Raw genomic sequence first — 17,491 nt, 5'->3', positions numbered from 1 at the left:
GGATGGCGAACGAAGACAAGCTCCGCGACTATCTCAAGCTCGTGACGCTCGACCTCAAGCAGACGCGCGACCGGCTGCACCAGGTCGAGACACAGCGCCACGAGCCGATCGCGATCGTCGGTATGGGCTGTCGCTTCCCGGGCGGCGTACACGATCCGGCCGACCTCTGGCAACTGGTCACCGCAGGCACCGACGCCATCACGACCGATCCGGGCACCCGGGGTTGGCGCTTGGAGGACCTGTACGATCCCGACCCGGAAGCCGACGGTCGCACCTACGCCCGCGAGGGTGGATTCCTGCACGACGCGGGCGACTTCGACGCGGGCTTCTTCGGGATCTCACCGCGCGAGGCGGCGGCGATGGACCCGCAGCAGCGGCTGCTCCTGGAGACCGCGTGGGAGACGCTGGAAAGTGCCCACATCGACCCGACCACGCTGCGCAACAGCGGCACCGGCGTCTTCACCGGCGTGATCGCGCAGGATTACGGGTCGAACGTCGCCCCCCGGGACGCCCGCGCCCTCGGGGGCTACCTGGCCACCGGCACGACCACGAGTGTGGCGTCGGGGCGGGTCGCGTACACGTTGGGTCTGGAGGGTCCGGCGATCACCGTCGACACCGCCTGCTCGTCGTCGCTGGTGGCGATCCACCTCGCGAGCCAGGCACTGCGCAACGGCGAATGCGACCTCGCGCTCGCGGGCGGCGTCACCGTCATGTCGACCCCGACCCCCTTCCTGGAGTTCAGCCGCCAGCGCGGACTGGCCCCGGACGGCCGCTGCAAGCCCTTCGCCGCCGGCGCCGACGGATTCGCACTCGCCGAGGGCGTCGGCCTGGTCCTCCTCGAACCCCTGAGCCGAGCCCGCGACAACGGCCACACCGTACTCGCCGTGATCCGGGGTTCGGCCGTCAACCAGGACGGTGCCAGCAGTCGACTCACCGCGCCGAACGGGCCCTCCCAGGAGCGGGTGATCCGCCAGGCGCTCGACAGCGCGCAATTGGTACTCGGCGACATCGACGTGGTGGAGGCGCATGGGACCGGGACGGCGTTGGGGGATCCGATCGAGGCGCACGCGTTGTTGGCCACCTACGGGCAACACCGCGACCCCGAGCGGCCGTTGTGGTTGGGGTCGGTGAAGTCGAACATCGGACACACCCAGGCCGCGGCCGGGATCGCCGGTGTCATCAAGATGGTCCAGGCGTTGCGGCACGAGACCCTGCCGGCGACGCTGCACGTGGACGAGCCGACGCCGCACGTCGACTGGGGCACCGGCGCGGTCTCCTTGTTGACCGAGGCCCGGCCGTGGCCGCGCACCCCGGACCGGCCGCGGCGGGCGGCGGTGTCCTCGTTCGGGATCAGCGGCACCAACGCCCACCTCGTCCTCGAACAGGGCGACCCCACCCCGCAGGACAGCGACCACGTGGACCCGCCGGGCCCGGCCGTGGTCACGTTGTCCGCGAAGGACGAGCACGCCCTGCGCGCGCACGCCGAACGCCTGCGCGCACACCTGGACACACACCCGGGTCTCACGCCCGCTCGCGTCGCCGCCGGACTCGCCGCCCGCGCCGCGTTCACCCACCGCGCCGCGATCGTCACCGACGACCGCGACGAACTCGTGGCCGCGCTCGACGCCCTGGCCGACGACGACGCGTCCCATCCCGCCCTCGAACGCGACATCGTCCGTCCGGGTAAGACCGTCTTCGTCTTTCCCGGTCAGGGCTCCCAATGGCCCGGCATGGCCCGCGAACTCCTCGACACCTCACCGGTGTTCGCCGAGCACCTCAACGCCTGCGCACAGGCGTTAGCCCCCTACGTCGACTGGAACCTCGTCGACGTCGTCACCGGAACCAACGAAGCCCCCAGCCTCGACCGCGTCGACGTCGTGCAACCCGCGCTGTGGGCCATGATGATCAGCCTCGCCCGCCTATGGGAACACCACGGCATCCACCCCGACGCCGTCATCGGCCACTCCCAAGGCGAAATCGCCGCCGCCCACATCGCCGGAGCCCTCACCCTCGAAGATTCCGCCCGCATCATCGCCCTACGCTCCCAAGCCATCACCACCCTCACCACCCACGGCGGCATGCTCTCCATCGCCCAACCCCCACACACCACCCGACAACTCCTCACCCACCACCCCCACCTCACCATCGCCGCCCTCAACGGCCCCCACTCCACCGTCATCTCCGGAAACCACGAAGAACTCGACCAACTCCAGGCACACTGCGAGACCCACGACATCCACGCCCGTCGCATTCCGGTCACCTACGCCTCACACAGCCCGGACGTCGAGCCACTCCACCAACAAATCCTCACCGACCTCGCCGATATCACCCCCCAACCCACCACCGTCCCCCTCTACTCCACCGTCACCACCACACCCATCGACGGCACCCACCTCACCCCCGAACACTGGTACACCAACCTCCGCACCACAGTCCGCTTCCAAGAAACCATCGAAACCCTCCTCACCGACGAACACACGCTCTTCATCGAAGCCAGCCCACACCCGGTGCTGACCACGCCGATCGAGGACACCATCAACGAGCGGAGCGTCCGCGCACACACCGTCGCCACCCTCCGCCGCGACCACGGCGACCTGCACCGGTGGCACACGGCTCTCGCACACGCCTACGTGGCCGGACGCACCCCCACCCGGTTCGCCGCACCCCAGCCCCAAGAGCAGCTGCCCACATACCCGTTCCGGCACGAGACCTTCTGGCTCGCCTCGGCACGGCACGAGCACACAGCCGGCTCCGGGCAGCGCGCCGCGACCCATCCCCTCCTCGACGCGAGCATGGAACTGGCCGACGGAGCAGCGCTGTTGCTCACCGGGCGGCTGTCGCTCGCCACCCATCCCTGGCTCGCCGACCACGCCGTACACGACACCGTCCTCCTCCCCGGCACCGCCTTCCTCGACCTCGCCCTGCACGCCGCCGGCCTCACCGGATGCTCGACGATCGAGGAACTCACCCTGGAAGCCCCGTTACCGCTGCCCGAGCACCACGCGCTCCACCTCCAGATCAGCGTCGGCGCCCCGGACGGACACCAACGCCGGGCCCTGTCCGTGTACTCGCGTCCCGAAACGCACGACCCCGAAGACTCCACCGGTTCCGACCGATCCGACAGCCCATCGGTGGCCTGGACCCGACACGCCACCGCCACGCTGGGCACCGGATTCTGGACCGAGCCGGCGTCCACGACCGAGCGCCGTCCGGCGGGCGCCGTCGCCGTGGACATCGGCAACGCCTACGCGGACTTCGCCGAGCAGGGCTACCACTACGGGCCGACCTTCCAGGGGCTGACGGCACTGGCGCGCGACGACGCGGGTTGGCACGCCGAAGTCCGCCTGCCGGATGCCGCCGACCCGACCGGCCACGCCATCCACCCCGCCCTCCTCGACGCGGCACTGCACCCGTTGCTGCTCGCCGAGGCCGGCGCCGAGGAGATCCGGCTGCCGTTCACCTTCGGCGGGATCCGGCTCTCCCCCGACTTCGTACGCGGTACGCACGCACACGCGCACATCACCGCCACGGGCAACCACGAGCACGCCATCACGCTGACCGACGACGCCGGGCGCCGCGTCGCGACCGTCGCCACGGTCACGACCAGGCCGATCAGCCGTGCGCAGCTCGCGATCTCGACGGCCCGATCGAACGAGTCGCTGCACCGACTCGACTGGCACCCCTACCCCACGAAGGTCGATACTCCCCCGGACACCGCGGGGTGGGCGGTCCTCGGCACCCCCGAAGACATCGGGGCGATTCCCGCCCTCGCCGCGCTCGATCTGCCCGCACACCCCGACGTGCCCTCGGCACTCCGGGCGGGCGCCGGCACGCTCCTCCTCGCCGCGCCGCAGGTCATGTCGCACGAACCGGCGCTGCCCGCCGCCGCGTTCCGGACCACGGCGCTGATACTGCGCGGGCTTCAGGACCGGCTCGCCGTCGACGACTCGCGCGCCTCCTCCGCTCGGCTGGTCGTCGTCACCAGCCGGGCCGTACCCACCCACCACGGCGATCCCCTGACCAACCTGGCGCAGGCCCCACTGTGGGGGCTGCTCCGGAGCGCGCAGGCCGAGCACCCCGACCTGTTCGCCATCGTGGACACCGACCCGCACGCCGACCCCGGCCTGCTGGCCGCCGCGATCGCCGCCGGCGCGACCGACGGGCAACCGCAGCTCGCGATCCGGCACCGGCAGATACTCGCACCCCGACTTGTCCGACACACATCACCGTTGGTGGTTCCGTCGGGCCCGACCCCGTGGCGGCTGGAAGTACCCCGTCCGGGCGGCTTCGACGGGCTCGCGCTCGTACCCGCGCCCGAGCTGACCCGTCCACTGGGCCCCGGTGAAGTGCGCTTGGCCCCGGCGGCGGTCGGCCTCAACTTCCGAGACACCCTGATCACGCTCGGGCTGTACCCCGGGGAGCGTCCGCACGTGGGCGGCGAGGGCGCCGGCACGGTGCTCGAAGTCGGGCCGGATGTGCCGAACGTGCGCCCTGGTGATCGGGTCATGGGCCTCCTGGAACACGGCACCGCGTCGGTGACGATCACCGATCATCGACTGCTCATGCCGGTACCGGACGACTGGTCGGACGCGCAGGCGGCGGCCGTCCCCGTAGCGTTCGCCACGGCGTACCACGCGCTGCACGACCTGGCGGCCCTGCGTCGCGGCGAGCGGTTGCTCATCCACACCGCCACCGGCGGCGTGGGCCAAGCCGCCGGCCAACTCGCCCGGTACATCGGCGCCGACGTCTACGCGACGGCGAGCCGGAGCAAGCACGAGACCCTGGCCGAGCTGGGCTATCAGGCCGACCGCGTGGCGGACTCCCGTACCCACGACTACGCCGACCGGTTCCTGACCGCCACCGACGGGGCCGGTCTGGACGTGGTCCTGCACTCGCTCGCCGACGAACACACGGACACCACACTGCGGTTGCTGCCTCGCGGCGGGCGGTTCATCGACATGGGCAAGGCCGACATCCGAGACGGCGCGGAGGTCGCGGCGCGGCATCCCGGGGTCGAGTATCGGGCGTTCGATCTGACCGACGCGAGATTCGACCGGATCGGCCGGATCTTCGCCGTACTGGCCCGGTTGTTCGCCAACGGCTCCATACGGCCGCTGCCGACGACCGGTTGGCACGTCACACACGCTCCCCAGGCCCTGCGACACCTGTCCCAGGGACATCACACGGGGAAACTCACGCTCACCCTCCCCCGGGGCATCGACCCCGACGGGACCATTCTGATCACCGGTGGCACGGGGACCCTCGGCACACTCACCGCACGCCACCTCGTCACCCAACACGGCGCCCGCCACCTGATCCTCACCAACCGATCCGGCAACACCCCGGAAACCGAGGCACTACAGGCCCAACTCACCGAACTCGGCGCCCACGTCACCATCACCCCAACCGACGCCACCGACCCCCAACAAACCGACACCCTCCTGGCCTCCATCGACCCGGCCCACCCACTCACCGCGATCATCCACGCCGCCGGCACCCTCGCCGACGCCACACTCGCCAACCAGACGACCGAACACCTCGACACCGTCCTGCCACCCAAAATCGACGCCGCGTGGCACCTGCACGAGAGGACCAGGCACCTTCGACCGGCACCCACCCTCATCCTGTACTCCTCCGCCGCCGCAACGCTCGGCAGCGCGGGACAGGCCAACTACGCGGCGGCGAACGCCTTCCTGGACGCCCTCGCCCACCATCGCCACTCCCAGGGGCACCCCACCGTCAGCCTCGCCTGGGGTCCCTGGCAGGAGACGAGCAACCTCACCGCCGGACTCGGTGCGGCCGACCATCAGCGCCACCGGGCCCACGGCATCACCCCGCTGACCACGCCGCACGCCCTCGCCCTCCTTGACACCGCACTGGGCACGCCGCATCCCACCCTCGCCCCGATCAACCTCGGACAGCACCGGAGCGAACGCGGTACACGAACGCCGGCTCGTACCGCGACCCCGACCGCGAAGCTCGTCGGGCTCTTCGAGGCGGAGCAAACGCGAACGCTGCTGGAACTCGTTCGCACCCAGGTGGCACAGATCCTCGGACACGCGACGCCGGAGGCGGTCGACGCGGATCGGCCGTTCAAGGACCTCGGGTTCGACTCGCTGACGGCCGTCGAACTGCGCAACCTGGTCAACAACGCGACCGGACTGCGTCTCCCCAGCAGCCTCGTCTTCGACCACCCCACCCCCGCTCGGCTCGCGGCATTCCTGCGCACACAACTCGCCGATGCCGAGCCGACGGCGGCCACGGCCGCGCCTGCGTCCGCGCCGACACCGAGCGCCGCGGTCGTCTCCGCCGGGAGCGAGGAGCCGATCGCGATCGTCGGCATGGGGTGCCGTTTCCCGGGTGACGTGCGGGGGCCGGCGGACCTCTGGCGGCTGATCACCGACGGGACGGACGCGATCAGCGTCCTCCCCGAGAACCGGGGTTGGGACACCGCCCGACTGCACGACCCGGACCCGGACGCCACCGGCCACACCTACGCCCGGGAGGGTGGTTTCCTGCACGACGCGGGCGACTTCGACGCCGTCTTCTTCGGGATCTCGCCGCGCGAGGCGGCGGCGATGGACCCGCAGCAGCGGCTGCTCCTCGAAACGGCGTGGGAAACCTTCGAGAACGCCCGCCTCGATCCCACCGCGCCGACCGTGCGCAACACCGGGGTCTTCACCGGCGTCGTGGCACAGAACTACGCGGACAACCCGGCGCCCCACCACGCGCGCAACCTGGAGGGCTACCTGGCCACCGGCACCACGACCAGCGTGGCGTCCGGGCGCATCGCGTACACGTTGGGTCTGGAGGGTCCGGCGATCACCGTCGACACCGCCTGCTCGTCGTCGCTGGTGGCGATCCACCTCGCGAGCCAGGCACTGCGCAACGGCGAATGCGACCTGGCACTCGCGGGCGGCGTCACCGTCATGTCGACGCCGACCCCGTTCCTGGAGTTCAGCCGCCAGCGCGGTCTGGCCCCGGACGGCCGCTGCAAGCCCTTCGCCGCCGGCGCCGACGGATTCGCACTCGCCGAGGGCGTCGGCCTGGTCCTGCTCGAACCACTGAGCCGAGCCCGCGACAACGGCCACACCGTACTCGCCGTGATCAGGGGTTCGGCGATCAACCAGGACGGCGCCAGCAACGGTTTGACGGCGCCGAACGGGCCGTCGCAGCAGCGGGTCATCCGCAGCGCCCTGACCAACGCCGGATTGACGGCCGATCAGGTCGACGCGGTGGAGGCGCACGGGACGGGCACCACGCTCGGGGATCCGATCGAGGCGCAGGCGTTGTTGGCCACGTACGGGCAACACCGCGACCCCGAGCGGCCGTTGTGGTTGGGGTTGGTGAAGTCGAACATCGGGCACACCCAGGCCGCCGCCGGGATCGCCGGTGTGATCAAGATGGTCCAGGCGTTGCGACACGAGACCCTGCCCGCGACGCTGCACGTGGACGAGCCGACCCCCCACGTCGACTGGGACACCGGCACCGTCTCCCTGCTCACCGAGGCCCGGCCGTGGCCGCGCACCCCGGACCGGCCGCGGCGGGCGGCGGTGTCCTCGTTCGGGATCAGCGGCACCAACGCCCACCTCGTCCTCGAACAGGGCGACCCCACCCCGCAGCACACCGACCGCGTGGACCCGCCGGGGCCGGCCGTGGTCACGTTGTCCGCGAAGGACGAGCACGCCCTGCGCGCGCACGCCGAACGCCTGCGCGCCCACCTCGTCGAGCGCCCCGAGACGACGCCGGCCGCGCTCGCCGCGGCCCTGCGTACACGTTCCGTGTTCGAGCATCGGGCGACGATCGTCACCGACGACCGCGACGAACTCGTGGCCGCACTCGACGCCTTGGCCGCCGACGCGTCCCACCCCGCCCTCGACCGCGACGTCGCCCGCCCGGGTAGGACCGTGTTCGTGTTCCCGGGCCAGGGCGCGCAATGGGTCGGCATGGGCGCCCGACTCCTGGATACGTCACCGGTGTTCGCCGAACACCTCAACGCCTGTGCCGACGCTCTCGCCCCCTACGTCGACTGGAACCTCGTCGACGTCGTCACCGGAACCGACCAAGCCCCCAGCCTCGACCGCGTCGACGTCGTGCAACCCGCCCTGTGGGCCATGATGATCAGTCTCGCCCGCCTGTGGGAACACCACGGCATCCACCCCGACGCCGTCATCGGCCACTCCCAAGGCGAAATCGCCGCCGCCCACATCGCCGGAGCCCTCACCCTCCACGACTCCGCCCGCATCATCGCCCTACGCTCCCAAGCCATCACCACCCTCACCACCCACGGCGGCATGCTCTCCATCGCCCAACCCCCACACACCGTCGAAGAACTCCTCACCCACCACCCCCACCTCACCATCGCCGCCCTCAACGGCCCCCACTCCACCGTCATCTCCGGAAACCACCAAGCACTCGACCAACTCCAGGCACACTGCCTCGACAACGACATCCGACACCGACGCATCCCCGTCACCTACGCCTCACACAGCCCCCACGTCGAACCACTCCACCAACACATCCTCACCAACCTCGCCCCCATCACCCCCCAACCCACCACCACCCCCCTCTACTCCACCGTCACGGCGGCACCCATCGACGGCACCGCCTGCACCCCCGAACACTGGTACACCAACCTCCGCACCACCGTCCGCTTCCAAGAGACCATCGAAGCCCAACTACGCGACGGGTACACGCACTTCATCGAAGCCAGCCCGCATCCGGTGCTGACCGCGGCCATCCTCGAGATCATCGACGAGAACGCGAACAGCGCCAAGGGCGGTCCGATACCCGCCACCGTGCAGGGCACCCTGACCCGCGACGAAGACACCCCCGCACGGGTACACACCGCACTCGCCCGCGCGTTCGCCACCGGACTGCTCCCCGAGTGGCCGCCCTCGGCCGCGGCGTTCGCGGCGGACGTGCCGACCTATCCCTTCCGGCCCGAGACCTATTGGGTCGAAGCCGGCCACACCCGGGCCGACGCCGGCGGTCTGGGACAACTCGCGTCGCCGCACCCGCTGCTGGGCGCCGCCGTGGAACTGGCGGATGGGGACGGACTGGTGCTGACCGGCCGGCTGTCCCTGGCCACCCACCCCTGGCTCGCCGACCACGCCGTACACGACACCGTCCTGCTCCCCGGAGCCGCCTTCCTCGACCTCGCCCTGCACACGATCGGGCTGCTCGATGGTCGGCACGATCTGGAGGACCTGGTCCTGCACGCTCCGTTGGCGCTCTTCGAGCAGCAGGCGATACACCTGCAACTGTCCGTCGGCGCCCCGGACGAGTCCGGGCACCGCCTGCTGGCCATCCACTCGCGGCCCGAGTCGGCAGACCCCGACTCCGCGCCCGGCGCCTGGACCCGGCACGCCGGTGCCACCGTCGCCCCGGCGGGCGCCCGGGCCACGGCCGACCGGACGACGGCCGGCGCGTGGCCCCCGGTCGGGGCGAAGCCCGTGGATCTGCTCGACCGATACGCGGACTTCGCCCGCCAGGGCTACCGGTACGGGCCGCTCTTCCAGGGGCTGACCGCCCTGTGGCGCGACGGCGACGACCTCTACGCCGAGATCCGCCTGCCGGACGACGCCGACCCGACCGGCCACACCATCCACCCCGCCCTCCTCGACGCCGCGTTCCAGCCGTTGGCGGCCGTCTTCGCCGACGGCCGCGACCTGCACCTGCCGTTCGCGTTCGGCGACGTGCGCCACACGCCGGGGGCGGCCACGTTCGTGCGGGCGCGACTGAGCCGCACCGGATCGAATACGTTCACCGTGACCGTGACCGACCCCGACGGCGCACATCTCCTCGACGTCGAGACGCTGACGACCCGGGTGATCGGCCCGGAACAACTCGCCGCGCTCGACCATCGCCCCGCGAAGGGCCTGCACGTGGTGCGGTGGGAACCGTACGACGCCGGCAACTCCCCGGCGGAGCCCACGAATCCGGTTGTGCTCGCGGAACCCGGTCACTGGCTCGCGACGGCCCTGGCCGCCGCCGGACACGACGTCGTCGCCCATCCACACCTCGATGCGCTGAACGCGGCGATCCGCGCCGGCGCTCCTGTGCCCGCCGTCGTCCTGGTGCCGGCGGACGGGCCGGCGGTCGACCCGTCCGCCGAGGAGGCGTCGGGCATGGACGTACCGCAGGCAGCGCGGTATGCCGTGGAGCGGGCACTCGCGTTGACGCGGGAGTGGCCGGCCCAGCCCGCGTACGAGCGCTCGCGCCTGGTGTTCGTCACCCGCGATGCCGTGGCCACCGGGCCGGGCGAGCGGCTGGACAACCTGGCGCACGCACCGCTGTGGGGGCTGCTCCGCTCGGCGCACAGCGAACATCCGGGCAGCTTCGGGATGGTGGACGTCGACGGCGACGGCGGCCTGCGCGCGCCGCAGGCCCTGGCGTCCGCCGTCACGGCGGCGGAACCCGAGCTGGCCGTCCGGGCGGACCGCCTGCTCGCACCGACGTTGACCGCCTACGCCCCGGCCGGCGCCGAGGAAGAGGAAAACTCGTCCCTCACGATCGACCCCGACGGGACCGTCCTGATCACCGGTGGCACCGGCACCCTCGGGTCGCTGACGGCACGTCACCTGATCACCCGCCACGGCGCCAGGCACCTGGTGCTGACCAGCCGCACCGGTAGCACCCCCGAAACCGACACGATCGTCGCCGAACTCGGGGAGCTGGGCGCCGAGGTCGCCGTCGTGCGAGCGGACGCGAGCGACCCCTCACGGATGGCGGAGCTGTTCGACGGCATCGACCCGGCCCACCCGCTCACCGCGATCTTCCACGCCGCCGGCACCCTCGCCGACGCCGCGCTCACCAACCAGACGACCGAACACCTCGACATCGTGCTGCCCCCGAAGATCGACGCCGCCTGGCACCTGCACACCCTCGGCGCGCGGCTCACCCCCGCCCCCGCCCTGATCCTGTACTCCTCGGCGGCGGCCACGTTCGGCAGTCCCGGGCAGGCCAACTACGCGGCGGCCAACACCTTCCTGGACGCCCTCGCCCACCACCGCCATGCACGGGGCCTGCCCGGCACCAGCCTCGCGTGGGGTCCCTGGCAGCAGACCAGCAACCTCACCGCCACACTCACCGCCGTCGACCACGAACGCCACCGAGACCAGGGCGTCGTCCCCTTGGCGACGCCACACGCGCTCACCCTGCTGAGTTCCGCGCTGGCCGCACCGCGGCCCGCCCTCACCGTGATCGACCTGCGCCGACGCACCGTCGCGCAGCCCGCGCCGAGGCGCCGCGCCTATGCCGAACTCCCGGCCGAGGAACGCCGGAAGGCGCTGCTCGACCTGGTCCGGGACACGGTCGCGAGCGTGTCGGGTCGCGGGGGCAGCGGGCACGAGGAGATCGACGACCGTCAGTTCAAGGACCTGGGATTCGATTCGATGACGGCGGTGGAGCTGCGCAACCGGCTCGGCGCCGCCACCGGACTGCGCCTGCCGGCCACACTCGTCTTCGACCACGCGACCCCGTTCGCGGTGGCCCGTTTCCTGGACGAGCGTCTGGACGACGACGGCGCCTCGGCCACGTCGGCACTCCTGGCCGACCTCGACCGGTTCCACGCGGCAGTGGCCGGGTTGACCGCCGAGGACCGTACGCGCGGCGAGGCCGTCATCCGGCTGCGGGAGATTCTCCGCAGCCTGGACGACGCGCACGACGTCACCGACCCGCAGGCGCCGGACCTCGACACCGAGATCGAGACGGCATCCGCCGCGGGCATCCTCGATCTCATCGACCGGCAGTTCGGTGCGCTGTGAAGCGCCACCCCCGCGAGCCCACGAGCCGCACGCCCGCCACCGCAGCCGCCCATCCATCGCCCGCCGGAAGGCGTCCCGTATGAACGACATCGACGAGCTGAAGCAATTCGTGGAGATCCACGCCAGGTCCCAGAACATCCCGACCGCGCGCTATCGCGAGATCGTCGCGAACGTGACCCACGACCGCGGCGACACCGAGGGCTCGTGGGTCCGGGCATGGAGCGACGCGGCGCGGGAGTTGGAGGCGAAGGGCCGTCCGCTCGACGCCTGTCGGCACTACAACATGGCCCGCTTCCCGTTCGTGGACGGGCCGGCCCGGCAGCACGCCCTCGATCGTTGTGTGGCCGCGTTCGACCTGTGGCGCCGGACCCAGGGCGACATCGAGCCGTTGCACGTGGAATCGCCGGACGGGCCGTTGCGCTGCTGGACGGCCAATCTGTCGCCGACCGGGGCTCGTCCGATCCTGTTGGTGACGGGCGGGATCGTCAGCGTCAAGGAGCAGTGGGCCCCGGTCCTGGCCCAGGCGAAGCGGCTCGGAATGGCCGGTGTGGTCACCGAGATGCCCGGCGTGGGCGAGAACGGGCTGCGCTACGACGCGGACAGTTGGCGGATGTTCCCCGCGGTGCTGGACGCGGTCGCCCGGCACGCGCCGGTGGAGTCGGTGTACGCGGTGGCGTTGAGCTTCAGCGGGCATCTCGCGTTGCGTGCGGCGACGCACGACGACCGGATCAAGGGCGTGATCACCGCCGGGGCGCCGATCGAGCACTTCTTCTCCGACGCGGAATGGCGACGACAGGTGCCCCGGGTGACCCGGGACACCCTGGCCCACCTGGCGCGGGTCGCGCCCGACGAGGTGGGTGCGCACATGAGCGAATGGGGCCTGGGCAAGGACGAGTTGGCGGCCCTGGACATTCCGGTCGCCTACATGACCAGTCTGCGTGACGAGATCATCCCGCCCGGCGACGCGGAGGCGATCCGCGAGCACGTCCGGCGGCTCACGCTGATCGGCAACGACGACGTGCACGGCTCGCCGGACCACGTGGTCGAGACGCGGTTGTGGATCCTGCTGAATCTGCTCCGGATGAGCGGTCGGCGAGGCCCGCAGCGCGCCGTGCTCGGCACGCTGTGGCGCGTGGCGCGCACACGCAACCGCTTCAAGAAGCAGGGCAGGGTCGCGGAAAGGGTGAACGGCTGATGGTGGCGAACACACCGGACGAGACCAGGCTCGTCGAGTATCTCAAGCGGGTGACCGCCAAGTTGGGTCGCGCGCAACAGCGGCTGCGCGATCTGGAGGCCCGGGCCGAGGAGCCGATCGCGATCGTGGCGATGGGCTGCCGCTACCCGGGAGGTGTGCGCGATCCGGAGGACCTGTGGCGACTGGTCGCCGACGGGCGGGACGCGATCGGGTGGTTCCCCGACAACCGGGGCTGGGACCTGGATGCGCTCTATCACCCGGACCCGGACCATCCCGGTACCGCGTACACCCGGCAGGGCGGGTTCCTGTACGACGCCGACCGCTTCGACGCGGGGTTCTTCGGGATCAGCCCGCGTGAGGCCCTGGCCACCGACCCGCAGCAGCGGCAGTTGTTGGAGGTGGCGTGGGAGACGTTCGAGCGCGCGAGGATCGACCCGACGACGTTGCGGGAAACCCCGACCGGGGTGTTCGTCGGGGTGATGTACGACGACTACGCCTCGCGGCTGCACCGGATGCCGGCGGAGTTCGAGGGGCTGGTGGGCAATGGCAGCGCCGGCAGCGTCGCGTCCGGGCGCGTGGCCTACTCCCTCGGGCTCCAGGGGCCGGCGGTGACCGTGGACACCGCCTGCTCGTCGTCGCTGGTGAGTCTGCACGTCGCGGCGCAGGCACTGCGGCACGGCGACTGCTCGCTGGCGCTGGCCGGCGGGGTGACCCTGATGGCCACGCCCGCGCTGTTCGTGGAGTTCAGCCGGCAGCGAGGGTTGTCGGCGGACGGCCGCTGCAAGTCGTTCGGGGCGGCGGACGGCACCGGATTCGCCGAGGGCGTCGGGCTCGTGCTGTTGGAGCGCCTCGGTGACGCGCGGCGCAACGGCCATCCGGTATTGGCGCTGCTGCGCGGCTCGGCGGTCAATCAGGACGGGGCGAGCAACGGCCTGTCCGCGCCCAACGGTCCGGCGCAGGAGCGGCTGATCCGGCAGGCGTTGGCCAACGCGCGGTTGTCGCCGGCCGAGGTGGACGTGGTGGAGGCGCACGGCACCGGGACGTCGTTGGGCGACCCGGTGGAGGCGCAGGCGATCATCGCCACCTACGGTCGGGACCGCCCCGAGGGGCGGCCGGTGTGGCTGGGCTCGATCAAGTCGAACATCGGACACACCCAGGCGGCGGCCGGGGTGGCGGGCGTGATCAAGATGGTGCAGGCGCTGCGGCACGGTGTGCTGCCGCGCACGTTGCACGTGGACGAGCCCTCGCCGCACATCGACTGGGACGCGGGGGCCGTGTCGCTGTTGGCGCGGGAGGTGCCGTGGCCGGCCGTGGAGCGGCCGCGCCGGGCGGCGGTGTCCTCATTCGGGATCAGCGGAACGAACGCGCACCTGGTGCTCGAACAGGCCCCGCCGGACACCCCGGCCACGCCGTCGGGCGGGGACGGGCCGCGTGCGCACGCCCCTGAGGGGCCGGCGCCGTGGCTGTTGTCGGCCCGGAGCGCGCAGGCGTTGCGGGACCAGGCGCGCCGGCTGCACGCGGCGGTCTCGACCGCGCCGGAGCCGGGCGCCGTGGACGTGGGCAGGGCGCTGGCCACCACCCGGACCGCCTTCGAGCATCGTGCGGCGGTGGTCGCGCCGGACGCGGCGGGCCGGCTGCGGGCGTTGGCCGTGCTGGCCGACGGCGGCGTGGCGCCCGGGCTGCTCGTGGGTCGGGCGGCGCGCGGGTCCACCGCGTTCATGTTCACCGGCCAGGGCAGCCAGCGGGCCGGGATGGGCGCCGAACTGGGCTCGGTGTTCCCGGCCTTTCGCACGGCCCTGGACGAGGTGTGCGCGGAGTTGGACCGGCACCTGGACCGGCCGTTGGCGGGTCTTTTGGCGGCTGAGGCCGGGTCGGCCGACGCGGCGCTGTTGGATCGCACCGGGTACACCCAGGCGGCCTTGTTCGCGGTGGAGATCGCGCTGTTCCGTCTTCTGGAGCACTACGGGGTCGAGCCCGACTACCTGATCGGTCACTCCATCGGCGAGTTGGCCGCCGCACACGCGGCGGGGGTGCTGACGCTGCCCGACGCGTGCGCGCTCGTCGCCGCGCGCGGTCGGTTGATGCAGGCGCTGCCCGGTGACGGGGCGATGGCCTCGTTGCGGGCGGGCGAGCGCGATGTGTCGCCGCTGCTGGCGGGCTACGAGGAGCGGGTGGCGATCGCGGCGGTGAACGGGCCGACGTCGACGGTGATCTCCGGGGACGCGGACGCGGTCGCGGCGGTGGCCGCGCGCTGGCGTCATCTCGGGCACAAGGCGCGCACGTTGCGGGTCAGCCACGCCTTCCACTCGCCGCACATGGACGCCATGCTGGCCGACTTCCGCGAGGTGGCCCGCGGGCTCCGCTTCGCCGCGCCGAGGTTGCCGATCGTCTCGAACGAGACGGGAGTGCCGGCCACGGCACGGGAGTTGGCCTCGCCGGAGTACTGGGTCCGCCATGTGCGCGGCACGGTGCGCTTCCACGAGGGGGTGCGCTGGTTGAGTGGGCAGGGCGTCGGTACCTATCTGGAGTTGGGGCCCGACGCGACGCTCACCCCGATGGCTCAGGAATCCTTGGCCGCGGAGCGCGACGCGGCGGTGGTCGCCCCGTTGTTGCGCCGGGACCGGTCGGAGCCGGCGACGGTGGCGGGGGCGCTGGCGCAGGCGCACATCCGAGGTGTCGCGGTGGACTGGCGACGGTGGTTCGCCGACGTCGCGCCGGCGGGGGGCGGGCGCGAGGTTTCGCTGCCCACCTACGCGTTCCAGCGCAGCCGCTACTGGCTGGAGCAGACGGCCGAGCAGACCGCGCCCGAACAGCACACCGGTGGTGCCGAGGCCCGGTTCTGGGCGGCGGTCGAGGAGGGCGACGTCGCCGTGTCCGCGGCCGAGCTGGGCCTGCGCGGCGCGCAGGAGCGGGCGTTGCGCGAGTTGTTGCCCGCATTGTCGACGCTGCGCCGCAGCAGGCGGTGGTGGTATCGCTCGGGGTGGAAGCCGTTGCCGGGCGAGAGCGAGGAGAGCGGCGAATCGCCGTCGTCGGGGCGTTGGTTGGCGGTGGCCGAGGAGGGTGACGCGGGCGCGGTCGCCGACATCGCGGCGCTGTCGTCGGCCGGGCTGCGCCGGGTGTCGCGGGTGCTGCTCGCGCCCGGCGGCGATGTCGCGGACGCGGTGGCGCGGGCGGTGCCGGACGCGGCGGGCATCGACGGGGTGTTGTGGTTCGCGACCGGGTCGGCCGAGTTGGGCGCCGCCGCCGAGCGCACCCTCGCGCTGTTGGCGGCGTTGCACGCGGTGGGGGTCGGGGCGCCGGTGTGGGTGGCGACGCGGGGCGCGGTGTCGGTCGGCCCGGCCGATCCGCCGCGGCGGCCGGCCGACGCGGCGTTGTGGGGGCTGCGGGATCGGCTGCGCGGCGGCGGTCTGGTGGACCTGGGCGAGGTGGTGGACGAGCGGGCCGCCGGGCGGCTCGCGGCGCTGCTGGCCGAACCCGGTGCGGAGAACGAGGTCGCGGTGCGCGCCGACGGGGTCTTCGTGCGTCGCTGGTGGCACACGGCGGTCGAGGCGGGCGAGGCGTCGGCCGAGGGGGCGGCGCTGGTCGTCGGTACCGATCCGCTGGCCTTGGCCGCGGCGCGTCGGCTCGTGCGCGACGGCCGCGAGCGGGTGGTGTTGGCCGGTTCCGGCGCCCGAGCCGTGGCCCGGGATCTGCCGGACGCGGTCACGGTCGTGGACTGCGATCTCGACGACGCGGACGCGCTGGCCGCGTTGGTGGCCGCCGGGTCGGCCGACCATCCGCTCACGCTGCTCGTCTGCGTGGCCGCGACCGTGCGCGAGGCGGCTCCGGCCGTCGTGCTCGACGCCTTGACGCGCGATGGCGGGCCCGCCTCCTTCGTACTGATCTCGCCCGGCGCGGCGGCGCTGCCGGCCCCGGCTCCGGCGGCCGACACGGCCGTTCCCGCCCTGTTCGACTCCCTGGCCCGGCAGCGGCGGGCCGCCGGTCTGCCCGCGGTCGCGGCGTGCTGGGGGCCGTGGACGGAGAGCACGCACGAATTCGGGGCGGGCGACGCGGGCCACGTGGTCGTGGCGGATCTGGTCTTCCCGGCCCTGTTCGGCGCCGCGGCCTCGACGGACGGCGACGTGTCGTTGGTGATCGCCGACGTGCCGTGGTCGGCGCTCGCCTCGCCCGGTGCGCTGGTGCGCGATCTGCCGGAGGTCGCCCGCTCCCACGCGGGCCCCGCGCCCGCGCTCGCCTCGGTGGTGGATCCGGATGCCGCCGAGCGGCTGCGCGAGCGGTTGGCGGCGCTGTCCGTGGACGAGGAGGAGAAGGTGCTGACGGATCTGATCACCGAGCATGCGGCCGCCATCCTGGGCCACGACTCGCCCGCGGCGGTGGACCCGACGGCGAGCCTGCTCGATCTGGGCATGTCCTCGTTCACCGCGCTGCAACTGCGCAACCAACTCAGCGCCGCCACCGGTCTGGACCTGCCCGCGACCGCGCCCTACGACCACCCCTCCCCGGCCGCGTTCGGACGTTATCTGCGGGC

2 protein-coding genes and 1 pseudogene are annotated in these 17,491 nt (G+C 72.4%); all 3 read left to right on the top strand.

Annotated elements, in window-relative coordinates; translation table 11 throughout:
* Positions 1-2 precede the first annotated feature (2 nt).
* Entirely contained in the window at positions 3-11,768 is an 11,766-nt protein-coding gene (locus ACMXN5_RS30095) for an SDR family NAD(P)-dependent oxidoreductase (RefSeq protein WP_439677886.1), read from the top strand.
* A gap of 79 nt (positions 11,769-11,847) precedes the next feature.
* On the top strand, positions 11,848-12,963 hold the full coding sequence (locus ACMXN5_RS30090; RefSeq protein ID WP_439677885.1) for an alpha/beta fold hydrolase: 1,116 nt from the start codon (positions 11,848-11,850) through the stop codon (positions 12,961-12,963).
* A 2-nt stretch (positions 12,964-12,965) separates the two neighbouring features.
* Positions 12,966-17,474: pseudogene (locus ACMXN5_RS30085) on the top strand (type I polyketide synthase); the annotation flags it as partial.
* Between the last annotated feature and the right edge of the window lie 17 nt (positions 17,475-17,491).

The sequence above is a fragment of the Embleya australiensis genome (assembly GCF_051903075.1).
GTDB lineage: Bacteria > Actinomycetota > Actinomycetes > Streptomycetales > Streptomycetaceae > Embleya.
Note: the sequence above shows the minus strand (reverse complement) of the source record. Positions and strands in the feature narration are given on the sequence as shown.